Source organism: Bacillus sp. PS108 (assembly GCF_037963335.1).
Taxonomy (GTDB): domain Bacteria; phylum Bacillota; class Bacilli; order Bacillales; family Bacillaceae; genus Bacillus; species Bacillus subtilis.
The window spans coordinates 3268231-3284608 of the sequence record NZ_CP150155.1 but is presented as its reverse complement, the minus strand read 5'-3'; the positions used below and the strand labels follow the sequence as shown (position 1 = coordinate 3284608).

The window sequence follows — 16378 nt, the reverse complement described above, 5'->3', positions numbered from 1 at the left end:
GATGCGGGGAGATGCCATTTGTACAGATTCATTTACGGTCGGGAAGAAGCGAAGTGTGGCTTCAAAAACTGAGCAGGACTATCCACCAATCGATGATTGAAGAAATCAATGTGCCGGAAGATGACTATTTCCAAGTCATCAGACAATATGAAAAAAGCGAATTTTTTTATGATCCATTTTATCTCCAAGTCGAGCGTACTGATGAACTGATATACATTCATTTTACACTGAAACAGTCAAGAACAACTGAACAGAAAAAAGCACTTTACCGCTCAATCGCGAGCCGGATTCATTCCGAGCTTGGCGTCAGAAAAGAAGATGTGTTTATCATGCTGGCCGGAAATCAGGCTGAGGATTGGTCTTTCGGAAATGGAAGAGCCCAGATGATTGAATAAAAAACCCCGCGGATTGATACCCGCGGGGTGCTCTATTAATGGGAAGGTGATTCAACGGCTTTTGCCGCTTTCTCTTTTTCTTGTTGGTCTTCCGTTTTCTTATTTGATAGCTTGATAGGTTTTAAGAACAAGGTGAATACGGCTCCGACTGCGATAAAGATCAGGCCCGTATAAAACACGCTGTGGAGCGAATCCATCAACGATGTTTTTAAAATCGGCACAATATGGGATGAGAAAGCCGCAGGGATTTGTTTGACCGCGTCCGGACTGAACAGCGATTGCAGCAGCCCTTGCGGATTTGTATCAATCATACCCTTTAGCTGGGCGGCAAACGAGCTTGCCTGTGCCGGAAGAGAGTCTAAATATGGCACCAATTTATCTGTTAATAGATTTCCTGATCTCGCATTCATTACGGCTCCCAGCATGGTAATGCCGAATGTTCCGCCGATAGAACGGAAGAATTGGCTGGATGAAGTGACAACTCCAAGCTCCTCCTTCGAAAAGCTTTCCTGTAAAGCCAATGTCAGAATCGGCATAACAAGACCCATTCCCAGACCAATAATCGCCATAAAAGATGTAGCGACAAGCTTGCTCGTGTCGAGATCCAATGTCGTTAACAGCAGGAATCCGCCGGCCATAACCAGCATGCCTGTAATGATTTGCGGTTTAATCCCAATTTTATAAACAAGCTGTCCGCCGATGATACTTGTAATAATCATAGAAATCATCATCGGTGTCATAATTGTACCCGATTCAGACGCACTTACACCGACAATTCCCTGCATAAAGAAAGGAACAAACGTAATGGCGCCAAACATACCGATACTCATAAAGAAGCCGATCAAGTTTAGAAATGTAAATGTTCTGTTTTTAAATAAATACATTGGCAGGATTGGCTCTTTTGCTTTTGATTCTACGATGATAAAGCTGACAATGCCGATCAGTGCGAGAGCGAACAACCCAAGAATCTGCCATGAATCCCATGCATAATCTTTTCCGCCAAAGCTTAAGGCGAGCAGGAGGCTGACCACACCGACAATCATTGTGAAAATACCAGCGATATCGAAGTTGATCGGACCAGTCTGCTGGCGTCCCTGTAATCCTCTGGCAATAAAAATAACCGCAATAATTCCGACTGGCAGGTTAATATAGAAAACCCATTTCCAGTTTAACGAGTCTACAATCCAGCCGCCGATTTGCGGCCCAATCACTGAAGCCAGCCCGTAAATTGCGCCAAAGACACCTTGGAATTTAGCACGCTGTTTTCCTGTGAACAAGTCACCGATGACAATCATCGCCATCGGCATCATGATGCCTCCGCCGATGCCCTGCAGTCCACGGAAGATAATCAATTCCGTCATGTTGTTGGCCATTCCGCACAAAGCAGAAGCGGCCATAAAAATAATCAAACCTGATACATAGACAATGCGGCGTCCCAATAAATCAGCCAGTTTACCGGCAATTGGAACAATGGTTGTTGATGTTAACAAATATGCAGTTGTCAGCCAGGTCATCATGCTCAAACCGCCCAGATCACCGACAATTTTCGGCATGGCCGTTCCGACAATGGTACCGTCAAGGGCTGAAAAAAACATGGCAATAATTAAGCCTGTTATTAATAACGTTCGTTTTGATTGTTTGCCTTCTTTACTCATTTTCATCCGTTTCCTCTTTTCATGTTTTGCTTTTCATCCGTTTCTGCTGCTTGTGCGAGCTTTGCTGTAATATGCGCCGCCTGCAGCATCTCCTCCTCCGTCAAAAAGGAAAGATAGCGCGCCATTATGGCTTTTCTGCCCGCCAAAACCTCCTCGAACTTTCTGTCTCCTTCGTCAGTAAGACTGAGATCAATCACTCGCCTGTCTTTTGTGTTGTGTGTTCTGGCGATAAGATTTTTTTGTTCAAGGCGATCTGCCATCAGCGTCACCGCGCTTGGCTTCACCTCCATACGCTCGGCAATTTCAGAAACTTTGAGGCTGCCGTGTTTCTTTAGGCTGGCCAGCACAAACAGCTGCGCTGGGGTGACACCTTGTTTCTCCATGCTTTCCAGCATTTCAGGCTGTATCTTTTGAAAGAGCGCCTGAAGCGATAATTGAATATCGGACATTAACTGATCCGCACTCTTCATATTCATTTCCCCTCTGTTACATACACTGTATATATATTTTAATGACAAAATAGTTAATGCTTATTAAATATAAATAAGCGTAAATGAAAAGTCAACTGATTTTACACAAAAAAAGGATAGATGCCCGAAAGAACATCGTATCCTTTTTACTAATGTTGTTATTGCTGATAAGGAGACTGCTGCTGAATGGTCTGCTGGAATTTTTGATAGGACTGCTGCAGCTTTTGTGCATCCTCCGCTTCAACAGAATACCATCCATATTGGAACATGAGATCATATAGTTTTCTTTGCGCTTTTTGTGACTCATCAAAAATGGATTGAATATCCTGATAAAGAGACTCGTGGCTGAATTCGTGCAAGGCAGTGCAATAAGCTGTTGTCATGTATTTTTCGGTTGTCAGCAATTCGTTGACGAAATCTCTGTCATTCATTTCCGATGTTGTCGGTACAGGTGTCTGCGGGTTGCTGATTTTTTGATTTTGCTGATTCATTCTGGCGCCTCCTTATTGGATGTAGCCGGACTGCTGCTGGCCTGGCTGCAGGTGCTTTAATATTCTTTGATAGTGATCATGATGCATGTGTCCGACGCGGTCGAGTTCTTGCTTTAACGTTTGATCCTGGCACTGCTGCGCCATGAAATGCGCTTTTTTCATCGCGAGCAAATTCCAGTTCAGCATGTCATTGAGATACAAATGATCCTTTGTCGAAATAACGGAAGGCGGCATTTGAGATTGCTGCTGATTATCCATTGTGATCCTCCTTTGGTTTCTGTTCATTTTATAGTTTCCTTCAGACTGGGAGTTATATACAGGTGTTTTGAAGATGACGGCGGGAGGGAGTCGGATGTTGAGACATGTGTTTTTATTCTTATCTCAAAATAAAACACTTACCAAGTTCGCAAAAGCATACGGAACGCGGCTTGGAGCACGAAGGTTTGTCGCAGGGGATACGATTGAATCGGCGGTTAAGACCGTCAAAAGGCTAAACAGATCCGGTTTGTGTGCAACAATTGATTATTTAGGCGAGTATACAGCTTCGGAAAAAGAAGCAAACCAAGTCGCAGAGGAATGCAAGAAAGCCATTCAAGCCATTGCCGAACATCAATTGAATTCAGAGCTTTCACTTAAGCTGACCTCAATCGGGCTCGATCTTTCAGAAGAACTTGCTCTTACTCATTTGCGCGCCATTCTTTCCGTTGCGAAGCAATATGATGTTGCTGTGACCATTGATATGGAAGACTATTCTCATTATGAACAGACACTTTCTATTTACAGGCAATGCAAACAGGAATTTGAGAAGCTCGGCACGGTCATTCAGGCGTATTTGTACCGGGCGGCAGAAGATATCAGAAAGATGCGGGACTTAAAGCCGAATCTCAGACTTGTAAAAGGCGCTTATAAAGAATCTGCGGCTGTAGCGTTTCCCGACAAAAGAGGAACGGACCTTCATTTTCAGAGCTTAATAAAGCTGCAGTTGTTAAGCGGGAACTACACGGCTGTCGCCACACATGACGATGACATCATTGCATTTACGAAACAGCTCGTCGCCGAACATCAAATCCCCGCATCGCAATTTGAGTTTCAAATGCTATACGGCATCAGGCCGGAGCGTCAGAAGGAACTCGCCAAGGAAGGCTACAGAATGCGTGTGTATGTCCCATATGGAACGGACTGGTTCAGCTACTTTATGAGAAGAATTGCCGAACGGCCTGCCAATGCAGCGTTTGTGTTAAAAGGAATTTTGAAAAAGTGAAAGCAGCCGCGGGAAGCAGCTGCATTATGATTGTTCCATGTTATGTTTTTTATACTGCTGATTTTGACTTGTCCGTTTTCCGCCGCCGTAATGCTGAGTCGGACCGGCATCTCCCTTTACGCTCGCCGCGCTGACTGCCGCTGAAGACGGATTTTTTTTCTCTCGTACCATTCCCTTCACCTCCGGGCTTAAGTTGCCCGACTTTTATAGGCTTCATACAAAAAAAATAACAAATTAGCTATTGAAGTCGAACCGGAAATCTTTTAAGATGAAAGAAGAAACGGGTTTCATTTTTTTTAGTCAAAAAATGAATGACTATTCATTCAATGTTCAAGGGGGATATCTCATGCACAAACACATTCGGAAGGCAGCCGTTTTAGGATCGGGGGTAATGGGTTCCGGGATTGCGGCGCATTTGGCTAACATCGGAATTCCTGTCCTGCTGCTAGATATTGTGCCGAACGATTTGACAAAGGAAGAGGAAAAAAGGGGGCTGACGAAGGACAGTCCGGAGGTGCGCAGCAGGCTGAGCCGGCAGGCGATGAAAAAACTGCTGAAACAAAAGCCCGCTCCCCTCACATCAGCGAAAAATACCTCCTATATTACACCAGGCAATCTGGAGGATGATGCAGAAAAACTGAAAGAAGCAGATTGGATTATTGAGGTCGTTGTCGAAAACCTTGAAGTCAAAAAGAAAATTTTCGCTCTTGTGGATGAACATCGAAAGACTGGAAGCATCGTCTCTAGCAACACATCCGGCATATCAGTGCAGGAAATGGCTGAAGGCCGGTCGGATGATTTTAAAGCCCATTTTCTCGGAACACATTTTTTTAATCCCGCACGCTATTTAAAGCTGCTGGAGATCATTCCGATTAAGGAAACGGATCCTGATATTTTAAAGTTTATGACAGCTTTCGGAGAAAATGTCCTCGGGAAAGGCGTTGTTACAGCAAAGGATACACCGAACTTTATCGCAAACCGCATCGGGACGTACGGGCTTCTCGTGACAGTCCAAGAAATGCTGAAAGGCGGCTATCAGGTCGGGGAGGTTGATTCGATCACAGGACCGCTGATCGGCAGGCCGAAAAGCGCTACCTTTAGAACGCTTGATGTGGTCGGTCTCGATACATTCGCCCACGTTGCCCGAAATGTGTATGACAAAGCTGATGGCGATGAAAAAGAAGTGTTTCGCCTTCCAAGCTTCATGAACGATATGCTGGAAAAAGGGTGGATCGGAAGTAAGGCCGGCCAAGGCTTTTATAAAAAAGAAGGAAAAACGATTTATGAGCTTGACCCAGTGACGCTTACTTACGGCGAGCGGACAAAAATGAAAACACCGGCACTTGAAGCGGCAAAACAGGCAAAAGGGACAAAAGCCAAAATGAAAGCGCTTATTTATTCGGATGACAGAGCCGGCCGATTGCTGTGGAATATCACATCTCAAACCCTGCTTTACTCAGCCGAGCTGCTTGGCGAGATTGCCGATGATATTCATGCGATTGACCAAGCCATGAAGTGGGGATTCGGCTGGGAACTGGGACCTTTTGAGATGTGGGACGCCATCGGCCTCAAGCAGTCAGCAGAAAAGCTCGAGCAGCTTGGAGCAGATATGCCTGGCTGGATAAAAGAGATGCTGGACAAAGGAAATGAAACCTTCTACATCAAAGAGAACGGAACGGTATTTTATTATGACCGCGGCGAATACAGAGCCGTGAAAGAAAACAAAAAACGAATTCATTTACAAGCACTTAAAGAAACAAAAGGCGTGATTGCGAAAAACAGCGGAGCAAGCTTAATTGACCTTGGAGATGATGTGGCCCTTCTTGAATTTCATTCGAAAAGCAATGCGATCGGCCTTGATATCATTCAAATGATCCACAAAGGATTAGAGGAAACAGAACGGAATTACAAGGGGCTTGTCATCGGCAATCAAGGGAAAAATTTCTGCGTCGGCGCGAATCTCGCCATGATCTTAATGGAAGTCCAAGATGACAACTTTTTGGAAGTTGATTTTGTGATCCGCCGTTTTCAGGAGACGATGATGAAGATCAAATACAGTGCGAAACCGGTCGTCGCCGCGCCATTTGGCATGACGCTCGGCGGAGGAACGGAAGTATGCCTGCCTGCGGCGCGTACTCAAGCGGCAAGCGAAGCCTATATGGGCCTTGTTGAATCAGGTGTCGGCCTCATCCCTGGCGGAGGGGGAAACAAAGAGCTGTACATCAATCATCTACGCCGTGGCCTTGATCCGATGAATGCGGCAATGAAAACATTTGAAACGATTGCGATGGCGAAAGTGTCCGCTTCCGCTCAAGAGGCTCGTGAGATGAACATCTTAAAAGAAACGGATCAGATCAGCGTGAATCAAGACCACCTGTTATACGATGCGAAGCAGCTGGCCGCATCTTTATACGATACCGGCTGGCGGCCGCCTGTAAAAGAAAAGGTCAAGGTGCCGGGAGAAACCGGTTATGCGGCACTCTTGCTTGGCGCTGAGCAGATGAAGCTGTCCGGCTATATATCTGAGCATGATTTCAAGATCGCGAAAAAACTCGCTTATGTCATTGCGGGCGGAAAAGTGCCGTTTGGTACAGAGGTTGATGAAGAGTATTTATTGGAGATCGAAAGAGAAGCGTTTTTGAGTTTGGCAGGAGAAGCAAAATCTCAAGCGAGAATGCAGCATATGCTTGTGAAAGGTAAACCTTTACGGAATTAGGAGGGAGCTTATGAAAGAGGCAGTCATTGTGTCAGGTGCAAGAACACCGGTTGGAAAAGCAAAAAAAGGATCGTTGGCCACCGTTCGCCCGGATGATTTGGGAGCGATTTGTGTAAAAGAGACACTGAAACGGGCAGGCGGTTACGAAGGCAATATTGACGATTTGATTATTGGCTGTGCAACGCCTGAAGCGGAGCAGGGGCTTAATATGGCGAGAAATATCGGTGCGCTCGCGGGCCTGCCGTACACGGTTCCGGCGATTACAGTTAACCGTTATTGCTCTTCAGGCCTTCAGTCTATTGCATATGCAGCAGAAAAAATTATGCTGGGCGCCTACGATACAGCGATCGCCGGCGGAGCAGAATCCATGTCGCAAGTTCCGATGATGGGGCATGTTACCCGTCCGAACCTTGCTTTGGCAGAAAAGGCACCGGAATATTATATGAGCATGGGCCACACAGCCGAGCAAGTCGCGAAAAAATACGGCGTCTCCCGTGAGGATCAAGACGCGTTTGCCGTTCGCAGCCACCAAAACGCTGCTAAAGCCCTTGCAGAAGGAAAATTTAAAGATGAAATTGTACCCGTAGAAGTGACGGTGACAGAAATCGGAGAAGACCATAAGCCTATGGAAAAACAGTTTGTGTTTTCTCAGGATGAAGGTGTTCGCCCGCAAACGACTGCAGACATCTTATCGACATTGCGCCCGGCCTTTTCCGTTGATGGGACGGTGACTGCGGGCAATTCCTCGCAGACAAGTGACGGAGCGGCGGCTGTCATGCTGATGGACCGGGAAAAAGCCGATGCTCTTGGCCTGGCGCCGCTTGTGAAATTCCGTTCCTTTGCAGTAGGCGGCGTGCCGCCGGAAGTCATGGGAATCGGACCGGTGGAAGCGATTCCGCGCGCTTTGAAGCTTGCCGGACTTCAGCTGCAGGACATCGGCTTGTTTGAACTGAATGAAGCTTTTGCCTCACAGGCCATTCAAGTAATCAGGGAATTGGGAATTGATGAAGAAAAAGTGAATGTCAACGGGGGCGCAATCGCGCTTGGACACCCGCTTGGCTGTACGGGCACAAAGCTTACACTCTCACTCATCCATGAAATGAAACGGAGAAACGAGCAATTTGGAGTCGTGACCATGTGTATCGGCGGCGGAATGGGAGCGGCCGGTGTATTTGAATTATGCTAAAGGGGGAAAAACAAATGGCAAAAAAAGCGGCTGACGTACAAAAAGGCGGCGGATTTTTAATCGAGGATGTCACATACGATCAAATGTATACACCGGAGGATTTCACTGACGAGCATAAAATGATTGCGAAAACAACAGAGGATTACATCGAGCAAGATGTTCTCCCTCATATAGATGATATCGAAAACCATCAATTCGAGCATTCTGTCAGACTGTTGAAGAAAGCGGGCGAACTAGGGCTGCTTGGTGCCGATGTGCCGGAAGAATACGGCGGGCTCGGCCTAGATAAAATCAGCTCGGCACTCATCACTGAGAAATTTTCGCGTGCGGGAAGCTTTTCTCTTTCTTATGGCGCGCATGTCGGTATCGGTTCCTTGCCGATCGTCTTTTTCGGATCAGAAGAACAAAAGAAAAAATATTTGCCTGGACTCGCTTCAGGCGAAAAGATCGCCGCTTATGCTCTGACTGAGCCTGGCTCTGGGTCTGATGCACTTGGAGCAAAAACAACAGCTGTGCTGAATGAAGCAGGAACCCATTATGTATTAACAGGGGAAAAACAGTGGATTACCAACTCTGCTTTTGCCGATGTATTTGTGGTTTACGCTAAGGTAGACGGCGACAAGTTTTCAGCCTTTATTGTAGAAAAAGAGTTCCCGGGTGTCTCCACGGGACCGGAAGAAAAGAAAATGGGAATCAAGGGATCATCGACAAGAACCCTCATTCTGGATCAAGCTGAAGTGCCAAAGGAAAACTTGCTCGGAGAAATCGGCAAAGGGCATGTCATCGCCTTTAATATTTTAAACATCGGCCGTTACAAACTGGCGGTTGGCACAATCGGCGCATCTAAACGCGTCATCGAGCTGTCTGCGGCATACGCAAATCAGCGCCGCCAATTTAAAACGCCGATTGCTGGTTTTTCATTGACACAGGAAAAAATCGGGACAATGGCCTCAAGGCTGTATGCGATGGAAAGCTCTGTATACAGAACCGTCGGGCTGTTTGAAGACAATATGAGCCAGTTCACGGCAGAAGATCTCAAGGACGGCCGGCAAATCGCCAAATCGATTGCGGAATACGCCATCGAATGCTCTCTGAATAAGGTATTCGGCTCTGAAACGCTTGATTATATCGTTGATGAAGGCGTGCAGATTCATGGAGGCTACGGCTTTATGCAGGAGTACGAAGTAGAAAGGGCCTATAGGGATTCAAGGATCAATCGGATTTTTGAAGGCACAAACGAAATCAACCGGTTAATCGTGCCAAGCACCTTCCTGAAAAAAGCGCTTAAAGGCGAGCTGCCTTTATTCGAAAAAGCGCAGTCGCTGCAGGAAGAACTCATGATGCTTATGCCTGAAGAGCCTGGAAGCGGCGTCTTAGAGCAGGAGAAATATATCGTCAAGCAAGCCAAAAAAATTGCGTTGTTTGCTGCCGGCCTAGCCGCGCAAAAATACGGAAAAGCGATCGATCGTGAGCAAGAAATTCTCGTGAACGTAGCGGATATCGTCAGCAATGTATACGCAATGGAATCAGCCGTGCTCAGAACGGAAAAGGCCATTGCCGCACAAGGCGCTGAAAAAGCAGCGCAAAAGGTGCTGTACACAGAAATTTTCGTTCAAGAGGCCTTTAACGAAATTGAAGCGCATGCGAAGGAATCCCTTATCGCAATGGAAGAAGGAGATTCACTCCGCATGATGCTTTCCGCTCTGCGCAAGCTGACACGCGTAACGCCTAAAAACGTGATTCAGAAAAAACGCGAGGCGGCGGCAGGCATTTTTGAGGCTGAGAAATATATTGTCTGATTGGCCATGAGCTCCGCATGCGCGGAGCTCTTTTTTAAGAAGCACTGTTTTAGGTTTTTAAAACAAACTGTGTTAAAATAACCTCGATTATTTTATTGAGGGGGAAGAAGATGTCGTTAACTTTTTACTGGTACCCTAAATGCGGAACGTGCCGCAAAGCAAAGAAGTGGCTTGAAGAGCATGGGAAAGAAATAAACGAAATACATATTGCTGAGCAGCCGCCAAGCAAAGAAGAATTAAAAGCGCTTTATGAAAAAAGCGGGCTGGATCTCAAGAAATTTTTCAACACGAGCGGCATGAAATACCGCGAGCTCAATCTCAAGGAAAAGCTGTATCACATGTCAGAGGACGAACAGCTCGAGCTGCTGGCTTCAGATGGTATGCTGATCAAACGCCCGCTTACAACAGACGGCGAAAAAGTGACTGTCGGATTTAAAGAAGACCAATTTGAAGAAAACTGGGCTTAATGTAAATTTTTTTTGAAAAGTGTGGTATCTTCTTATTGTAGTGCTGTAAAAAATGGAGGGATTCAATTGAGCATACCAAAAGATTTGCGTTACTCAGGAGAACACGAGTGGGTAAAAGTTGAAGGAGAAAAAGCCAGAATCGGAATTACGCATTTTGCCCAGTCCGAACTAGGCGACATCGTGTTTGTCGAACTTCCTGAAGTGGGCGCTGAAATCAAAGCGGACGAGCCATTCGGCAGTGTTGAATCCGTTAAAACGGTATCTGAGCTTTATGCACCGATTAACGGAACGGTTGTGGAAGTAAACGAAGATCTTGATGACAGTCCGGAATTCGTCAACGAATCTCCGTACGAAAAAGCATGGATGATCGTCGTTGAGCCATCTGACGCTTCTGAAATTGAAAAACTGATGACAGCAGAGCAATACGAAGAGATGACACAAGAAGACTAAAACAGGATAGCCGTAAAAGCAATTGGACACGCTAACGTTATGGGAGGTGTCCAATATGGCTTTCGACAAACAAAAGCTCGATGTCACCAATGACGTGACAGGCCGCTTTCAAAATGGCCGGCTCTCGTTATATCATGATAATGAGATGATCGGCCAAATGACAAGCATGAATGAATATGAGCTTAAGTCCGGTTATTCCTTTGAAAATGAGAAATTTTATAAGACAGCCGATGTGGTCTCTGGAGACGACGCAAAATATGTAGATTGTGACTACGAAAACGGCTGGTGTTAATGTTGGCGGTGAATTTCACTGCCTTCTTTTACAATCTGAACGTTTCAAATTTGACGCGGCAGGTGAACAAGATGAAGATGGATGAGCTGGAAAAGGTTATGATTGTCGAGGGGAAATCAGATAAAGAGAAAATCGAAAGCGTCCTGAATGAACCGATGCGCATTATCTGCACAAACGGAACAATCAGCCAGCTGAGGCTCGAGGAATTGGCTGACGAGCTTTATGATAAAGACGTCTATATATTAGTTGATGCTGATGAATCAGGTGAGAAATTGAGAAAACAGCTGAAGCGTGAATTTAATGAAGCCTGCCATCTCCATATCGACAGAGCCTATAAGGAAGTAGCGGCTGCGCCCAGGCACCATGTCGCTTCTGTATTACTGCGTGCGAATCTGAATGTCCATACTATTTTTCTTGAAAGAAAGTCCCGAGGTGTATAGCATGAAAGAACTCCAAGAACACGAACTTGATCACATTGAAGATGATGTGTACCTTCTATATTTATATACTCCGTTTTGCGGCACCTGCCAGCTTGCAAGCAAAATGCTGACAGTGGTGAAAGAAATGCTGCCGGATGTCGCCTTCTATCAAAACAATGTCAATTACTCTCCGACATTCGCAAAAGCGTATCAAATTGAAAGCGTCCCTTGTTTTCTGCTGTTTAAAGGCGGAAAGGTGGTCGAAAGAGGATATGCATTTCATTCCGTTTCTTATTTATATGAGCTGATCAAACAAAAATCATCTTCCGCATCCCATTTATGACATATTTCTCAGCATATCCAATGAAATTGTCGTTCGTTTTATAAAGGGGTTCTTGCGACAAAGAGAGAAATGTGTATGTATGACCAACAAATAGGAGGTTGTACATATGGAGAAAGCGGAAGTTTTAGAAGATGAGTATCAGCATCTGTTTTTAAAACCCCTTTTGAATGCCTCAACATTGCTCATTACCTTCCAAGGAGAAGCAGAAGCCTTAACCGTCTCAATAAACGAACAGGGAGAAATGAAAAAAGTTTCTCCGCCCCAAACGTCCAACCTGACCTTTTACGGAAACCAAACGGAAATTATTGATTTATTGCACGGAGACATTTCCCTTCAGCACCTGATTCAGAGCGGAAGCCTCAAAGTAAAGGGGTCATTCAGGGCCCTGTTAAAACTGGAAGCCATTCTCTGGCTGACAAATGGATTTTTTCAGAGGATTTTAAAAAATTAAAAAATAATAAATTATTATAATAGTAAAAGTTGACATCATTTATTTTGTTGACATTTAATCATTCGCCGTGCTATTCTACATTAAGAATTTCCGGACGAAAAAGACTATATATTTCTCTTATCAAGAGAGGTGGAGGGAAGTGCCCTATGAAGCCCGGCAACCATCAACGCTGTTGAAATGGTGCCAATTCACACGAAGCGTTCAGCTTTGAAAGATGAGAGAAAGGCATTTTATATAAGCCTTTCTGCTCAAGTGTGCAGAAAGGCTTTTCTTTTGCAGAAAAAACCGGAAGATTTCTTAGAATAGTGTTAAGGCAGGTGATTGCTTTGATCAATCTTCAGGATGTTTCAAAAGTTTACAAGTCGAAACATGGAGATGTCAATGCTGTCCAAAACGTCTCGCTTTCCATTAAAAAAGGTGAGATTTTTGGAATTATAGGATATAGCGGAGCTGGTAAGAGTTCCTTAATCCGTCTGCTGAACGGCCTTGAGAAACCAACCTCAGGAACCGTGGAAGTGGCGGGAACCAAGATTAATGAAGTAAATGGACGCGGTTTAAGAAAAGCACGCCATGAGATCAGTATGATTTTCCAGCATTTCAATTTGCTTTGGTCGCGGACTGTCAGAGATAATATCATGTTTCCTTTGGAAATTGCCGGAGTGAAAAAGAGCGAGCGGATCAAGCGCGCCAATGAACTGATTAAACTGGTAGGTTTAGAAGGAAAAGAAAAATCTTATCCGTCTCAGCTGAGCGGCGGTCAGAAGCAGCGTGTCGGAATTGCCAGAGCGCTTGCAAACAATCCGAAGGTTCTCCTTTGTGACGAAGCGACATCAGCATTAGATCCGCAAACGACAGATTCAATTCTGGATCTATTGTCCGATATTAATGAAAGACTCGGTTTGACGATTGTGCTGATTACGCACGAAATGCATGTCATCCGCAAAATCTGCAACAGAGTCGCCGTCATGGAAAACGGCAAGGTGGTCGAAGAAGGCGAGGTTCTCGATGTCTTTAAAAATCCAAAGGAACAAATGACAAAACGATTTGTTCAGCAGGTGACAGAGCCGGAAGAAACGAAAGAGACGCTTCAGCACCTTCTTGATGATACAGCATCAGGAAAAATGGTTCAGCTCACATTTGTCGGTGAGTCAGCTGAACAGCCTCTGATTACAGAGATGATCAGAAACTTCAATGTCAGCGTCAATATTCTGCAAGGGAAAATTTCGCAGACGAAGGATGGGGCTTACGGTTCATTGTTCATCCACATTGACGGGGACGAGGAAGAAGTGCAAAACGTGATCCGATTCATTAATGACAAACAGGTGAAAGCAGAGGTGATCACGAATGTTTGAAAAATACTTCCCGAACGTTGATTTAACTGAATTATGGAACGCGACATATGAAACACTTTATATGACGCTGATTTCTTTACTGTTTGCTTTTGTCATCGGGGTCATCCTCGGCTTGCTGCTCTTTCTGACGAGCAAAGGAAGCCTCTGGCAGAATAAAGCGGTCAACTCTGTGATTGCGGCCGTTGTTAACATATTCAGATCGATTCCGTTCCTTATTTTAATTATTTTACTATTAGGTTTTACGAAATTTTTAGTCGGCACGATCTTAGGGCCAAACGCCGCATTGCCGGCGCTGGTAATCGGCTCGGCACCATTTTACGCGCGCCTTGTTGAAATCGCGCTGCGTGAGGTGGATAAAGGTGTGATTGAAGCCGCTAAATCAATGGGCGCGAAAACGTCTACGATTATTTTCAAAGTGCTGATTCCGGAATCAATGCCTGCTCTTATTTCTGGCATTACGGTTACTGCCATCGCTTTGATCGGCTCAACGGCAATTGCCGGAGCCATTGGTTCAGGAGGCCTTGGAAACCTTGCGTACGTAGAAGGATATCAGTCTAATAACGCTGATGTTACCTTCGTTGCTACTGTGTTTATTTTAATCATCGTGTTTATTATTCAAATCATCGGTGATCTAATAACAAATATTATAGACAAACGATAAGGGAGGATTTACATTGAAAAAGCTATTTTTGGGTGCATTACTGCTTGTATTTGCAGGAGTTATGGCTGCCTGCGGTTCGAATAACGGCGCTGAATCTGGCAAGAAAGAAATTGTCGTTGCGGCAACAAAAACACCGCATGCGGAAATTTTAAAAGAAGCTGAACCATTGCTGAAAGAAAAAGGCTATACGCTGAAAGTGAAAGTGCTTAGTGATTACAAAATGTACAATAAAGCTTTAGCTGATAAAGAAGTGGACGCGAACTACTTCCAGCACATTCCTTACCTTGAGCAAGAAATGAAAGAAAACACAGATTACAAACTTGTGAATGCCGGCGCTGTTCACTTAGAGCCATTCGGTATTTACTCTAAAACATACAAATCACTGAAAGACCTTCCAGACGGTGCGACAATCATTCTGACAAACAACGTTGCTGAACAAGGACGTATGCTTGCAATGCTTGAAAACGCTGGATTAATCACTCTTGATTCTAAAGTGGAAACAGTTGACGCAACATTGAAAGACATTAAGAAAAACCCGAAAAACCTTGAATTCAAAAAAGTAGCGCCTGAATTAACGGCAAAAGCATATGAAAACAAAGAAGGAGACGCGGTCTTCATCAATGTAAACTATGCGATCCAAAATAAATTAAATCCTAAAAAAGACGCAATTGAAGTAGAATCAACGAAAAACAACCCATACGCTAACATCATCGCAGTAAGAAAAGGCGAAGAAGATTCTGCAAAAATCAAAGCGCTGATGGAAGTTCTTCACTCTAAAAAGATCAAAGACTTCATCGAGAAAAAATACGACGGAGCTGTGCTTCCTGTATCTGAATAAGACTGAAACCCCGGATGAGAATTCCGGGGTTCAATTATTGACAAAGCCCTAAAACGATATTCGTTTTAGGGCTTTGTCATCTTTTCAGCGTGATTGAAAACCCTTGAAGTCTAGGAAGGCCGAGCATTGGAGCGGAGCGAATGTTGCAATTCGTGAGCACCAACGCGCAGGTCTGACAACGAATGCGAGGGTTTGCTGACACGGTGAAACCCCGGATGAGAAATCCGGGGTTTTTTTCGCGTATTTTCCTAAAAGCTGTTCATAATAAAAAGGAATGTTAAACAGATGGAGGGATTTTCTTTGAATCAAGACAGAGGAAGCATGCAGGACGCGTTAAAACAATATAAACATGGTTTAGGTACATTTGAACAAAAGATGCCGCTGATGGGAAGAAAATTTAACGAATTTACTGAACAGTGCTTTGCCGGGAATTCTCTGACTGAAAGAGAAAAACAGCTGATCGCCCTCGGAATTGCCATCAATGCTCAGGACGAATATTGCATGATCTATCATACAAAAGGCTGTCTCGATCAGGGAGCGACAGAAGAAAACATTCTCGAAGCCGTCAGTGTGGCAGCGGCATTTGGAGGCGGCGCGGCTTTCAGCCAAGGCGTGACAGTCGTTCAACAGTGCATTGAGGAATTCGGAAACACCACGCATTAAGAGAAGGAATATTCCGAAAAACCATTCTCATTTGTTCTGAAAGGATGCTTTCGTCTCATCTGCCGCTATTTCACGCCAAATCGTTTTTGCGGCATCCAACGCAGCACTGGTACAATAAAAAGCAAATATATGAAGGGATTGATTCATTATTTGCAGCAGCCAGGACAGACTGAACCTCGATTATACGTCAGAAATGGAAAAAGCGATGCAGCTGTCACACGGAATTGGATACGAGGAATATGGACGCCGGCTGGAAACAAGAATGAAAGTAGAGCGGCAGAGAGAGCTTGATTATGAAAAAAGCAAGCGGATTTCTGCGGGAGCTTATTGAGAAAATCAATCTTTTAAAAAAGGGTGGGAATCCACTCTTTTTCTTTTTCAATCGCTTTAATAAAGTGCTGATCTTTGTTAAACTTGAGGAATGTGCAAGGCACGATAAAAAGTTGTATTTACTTTTCATTTGTTATAA

Annotated in this window: 21 protein-coding genes and 1 riboswitch; of the genes, 16 read left to right on the top strand and 5 right to left on the bottom strand. The window is 44.7% G+C overall.

Annotated elements, in window-relative coordinates:
* The first annotated feature begins 11 nt into the window (after positions 1-11).
* Complete coding sequence (locus NSQ16_RS17130) at positions 12-395, top strand: tautomerase family protein (protein WP_029318438.1); 384 nt, start codon at positions 12-14, stop codon at positions 393-395.
* Between the two features lie 35 nt (positions 396-430).
* Here NSQ16_RS17130 and mdtP read toward each other — a convergent pair whose 3' ends face one another.
* The 4 genes from mdtP to NSQ16_RS17110 form a co-directional block, all read right to left on the bottom strand.
* Complete coding sequence (gene mdtP, locus NSQ16_RS17125; protein WP_015384597.1) at positions 431-2056, bottom strand: multidrug efflux MFS transporter MdtP; 1626 nt, start codon at positions 2054-2056, stop codon at positions 431-433.
* Complete coding sequence (gene mdtR / locus NSQ16_RS17120) at positions 2053-2520, bottom strand: MarR family transcriptional regulator MdtR (protein ID WP_015251263.1); 468 nt, start codon at positions 2518-2520, stop codon at positions 2053-2055. Before mdtR ends, mdtP begins: the two co-directional genes overlap by 4 nt.
* Before the next feature lie 158 nt (positions 2521-2678).
* Positions 2679-3011: a spore coat protein gene (locus NSQ16_RS17115; protein WP_003222766.1), complete on the bottom strand. Its 333-nt coding sequence runs from the start codon at positions 3009-3011 to the stop codon at positions 2679-2681.
* Positions 3012-3023: 12 nt separating this feature from the next.
* Complete coding sequence (locus tag NSQ16_RS17110; protein ID WP_003228567.1) at positions 3024-3269, bottom strand: hypothetical protein; 246 nt, start codon at positions 3267-3269, stop codon at positions 3024-3026.
* 94 nt (positions 3270-3363) lie between these two features.
* Between NSQ16_RS17110 and NSQ16_RS17105 the strand changes: the two genes are divergently transcribed.
* Positions 3364-4272 (top strand): proline dehydrogenase, encoded by a 909-nt coding sequence (locus NSQ16_RS17105; protein WP_339232343.1) that lies wholly within the window; start codon positions 3364-3366, stop codon positions 4270-4272.
* Between the two features lie 24 nt (positions 4273-4296).
* Here NSQ16_RS17105 and NSQ16_RS17100 read toward each other — a convergent pair whose 3' ends face one another.
* A complete protein-coding gene (locus NSQ16_RS17100; protein ID WP_003240817.1) occupies positions 4297-4443 on the bottom strand; it encodes a YuzL family protein in 147 nt (48 codons plus the stop codon).
* 175 nt (positions 4444-4618) lie between these two features.
* On the opposite strand from NSQ16_RS17100, the gene NSQ16_RS17095 reads away from it, so the two are divergent.
* The 14 genes from NSQ16_RS17095 to NSQ16_RS17030 all read left to right on the top strand — a co-directional run bounded on the left by NSQ16_RS17095 (position 4619) and on the right by NSQ16_RS17030 (position 16240).
* On the top strand, positions 4619-6988 hold the full coding sequence (locus NSQ16_RS17095) for a 3-hydroxyacyl-CoA dehydrogenase/enoyl-CoA hydratase family protein (RefSeq protein WP_131228072.1): 2370 nt from the start codon (positions 4619-4621) through the stop codon (positions 6986-6988).
* A gap of 10 nt (positions 6989-6998) precedes the next feature.
* Positions 6999-8174: an acetyl-CoA C-acyltransferase gene (locus tag NSQ16_RS17090; RefSeq protein ID WP_003228574.1), complete on the top strand. Its 1176-nt coding sequence runs from the start codon at positions 6999-7001 to the stop codon at positions 8172-8174.
* A 14-nt stretch (positions 8175-8188) separates the two neighbouring features.
* Positions 8189-9973 (top strand): acyl-CoA dehydrogenase FadE, encoded by a 1785-nt coding sequence (fadE, locus tag NSQ16_RS17085; RefSeq protein WP_015714672.1) that lies wholly within the window; start codon positions 8189-8191, stop codon positions 9971-9973.
* 110 nt (positions 9974-10083) lie between these two features.
* Positions 10084-10440, top strand: a complete 357-nt coding sequence (locus NSQ16_RS17080) for an arsenate reductase family protein (protein WP_003222779.1) — start codon at positions 10084-10086, stop codon at positions 10438-10440.
* Positions 10441-10506: 66 nt separating this feature from the next.
* Positions 10507-10890, top strand: a complete 384-nt coding sequence (gene gcvH / locus NSQ16_RS17075) for a glycine cleavage system protein GcvH (protein ID WP_003222781.1) — start codon at positions 10507-10509, stop codon at positions 10888-10890.
* Positions 10891-10945: 55 nt separating this feature from the next.
* Entirely contained in the window at positions 10946-11182 is a 237-nt protein-coding gene (locus tag NSQ16_RS17070) for a YusG family protein (protein ID WP_003228581.1), read from the top strand.
* 77 nt (positions 11183-11259) lie between these two features.
* Positions 11260-11622, top strand: coding sequence for a toprim domain-containing protein (locus NSQ16_RS17065; RefSeq protein ID WP_205589320.1), 363 nt, complete (start codon positions 11260-11262; stop codon positions 11620-11622).
* Between the two features lies 1 nt (position 11623).
* On the top strand, positions 11624-11944 hold the full coding sequence (locus tag NSQ16_RS17060; protein WP_014480792.1) for a thioredoxin family protein: 321 nt from the start codon (positions 11624-11626) through the stop codon (positions 11942-11944).
* A 106-nt stretch (positions 11945-12050) separates the two neighbouring features.
* On the top strand, positions 12051-12395 hold the full coding sequence (locus tag NSQ16_RS17055) for an SCP2 sterol-binding domain-containing protein (RefSeq protein WP_003228587.1): 345 nt from the start codon (positions 12051-12053) through the stop codon (positions 12393-12395).
* A 114-nt stretch (positions 12396-12509) separates the two neighbouring features.
* Positions 12510-12616, top strand: a riboswitch (SAM riboswitch).
* Positions 12617-12721: 105 nt separating this feature from the next.
* Positions 12722-13747 carry a methionine ABC transporter ATP-binding protein MetN gene (gene metN, locus NSQ16_RS17050; RefSeq protein ID WP_003242531.1) on the top strand — a complete coding sequence of 342 codons (1026 nt, stop codon included), beginning with the start codon at positions 12722-12724 and terminating at the stop codon, positions 13745-13747.
* The gene (gene metP / locus NSQ16_RS17045; RefSeq protein WP_003228593.1) at positions 13740-14408 is read left to right on the top strand and encodes a methionine ABC transporter permease MetP; all 669 of its coding nucleotides are present in this window, start codon (positions 13740-13742) and stop codon (positions 14406-14408) included. The genes metN and metP overlap by 8 nt, the downstream gene beginning before the upstream one ends.
* A gap of 13 nt (positions 14409-14421) precedes the next feature.
* Entirely contained in the window at positions 14422-15246 is an 825-nt protein-coding gene (gene metQ, locus NSQ16_RS17040; protein WP_003228595.1) for a methionine ABC transporter substrate-binding lipoprotein MetQ, read from the top strand.
* 285 nt (positions 15247-15531) lie between these two features.
* Complete coding sequence (locus tag NSQ16_RS17035; RefSeq protein WP_014477920.1) at positions 15532-15909, top strand: carboxymuconolactone decarboxylase family protein; 378 nt, start codon at positions 15532-15534, stop codon at positions 15907-15909.
* A gap of 193 nt (positions 15910-16102) precedes the next feature.
* Complete coding sequence (locus NSQ16_RS17030; protein ID WP_003228600.1) at positions 16103-16240, top strand: hypothetical protein; 138 nt, start codon at positions 16103-16105, stop codon at positions 16238-16240.
* Positions 16241-16378: the final 138 nt, after the last annotated feature.

Coding starts and splice junctions, on each gene's coding strand:
- NSQ16_RS17030 (WP_003228600.1), top strand. CDS start 16,103: ATGGAAAAAGCGATGCAGCTGTCACACGGAATTGGATACGAGGAATAT.
- NSQ16_RS17065 (WP_205589320.1), top strand. CDS start 11,260: ATGGATGAGCTGGAAAAGGTTATGATTGTCGAGGGGAAATCAGATAAA.
- NSQ16_RS17090 (WP_003228574.1), top strand. CDS start 6,999: ATGAAAGAGGCAGTCATTGTGTCAGGTGCAAGAACACCGGTTGGAAAA.
- NSQ16_RS17055 (WP_003228587.1), top strand. CDS start 12,051: ATGGAGAAAGCGGAAGTTTTAGAAGATGAGTATCAGCATCTGTTTTTA.
- NSQ16_RS17060 (WP_014480792.1), top strand. CDS start 11,624: ATGAAAGAACTCCAAGAACACGAACTTGATCACATTGAAGATGATGTG.
- NSQ16_RS17035 (WP_014477920.1), top strand. CDS start 15,532: ATGGAGGGATTTTCTTTGAATCAAGACAGAGGAAGCATGCAGGACGCG.
- NSQ16_RS17130 (WP_029318438.1), top strand. CDS start 12: ATGCCATTTGTACAGATTCATTTACGGTCGGGAAGAAGCGAAGTGTGG.
- fadE (WP_015714672.1), top strand. CDS start 8,189: ATGGCAAAAAAAGCGGCTGACGTACAAAAAGGCGGCGGATTTTTAATC.
- mdtR (WP_015251263.1), bottom strand. CDS start 2,520: ATGAAGAGTGCGGATCAGTTAATGTCCGATATTCAATTATCGCTTCAG.
- NSQ16_RS17070 (WP_003228581.1), top strand. CDS start 10,946: ATGGCTTTCGACAAACAAAAGCTCGATGTCACCAATGACGTGACAGGC.
- metP (WP_003228593.1), top strand. CDS start 13,740: ATGTTTGAAAAATACTTCCCGAACGTTGATTTAACTGAATTATGGAAC.
- mdtP (WP_015384597.1), bottom strand. CDS start 2,056: ATGAAAATGAGTAAAGAAGGCAAACAATCAAAACGAACGTTATTAATA.
- NSQ16_RS17115 (WP_003222766.1), bottom strand. CDS start 3,011: ATGAATCAGCAAAATCAAAAAATCAGCAACCCGCAGACACCTGTACCG.
- NSQ16_RS17080 (WP_003222779.1), top strand. CDS start 10,084: ATGTCGTTAACTTTTTACTGGTACCCTAAATGCGGAACGTGCCGCAAA.
- NSQ16_RS17110 (WP_003228567.1), bottom strand. CDS start 3,269: ATGGATAATCAGCAGCAATCTCAAATGCCGCCTTCCGTTATTTCGACA.
- NSQ16_RS17105 (WP_339232343.1), top strand. CDS start 3,364: ATGTTGAGACATGTGTTTTTATTCTTATCTCAAAATAAAACACTTACC.
- NSQ16_RS17095 (WP_131228072.1), top strand. CDS start 4,619: ATGCACAAACACATTCGGAAGGCAGCCGTTTTAGGATCGGGGGTAATG.
- NSQ16_RS17100 (WP_003240817.1), bottom strand. CDS start 4,443: ATGGTACGAGAGAAAAAAAATCCGTCTTCAGCGGCAGTCAGCGCGGCG.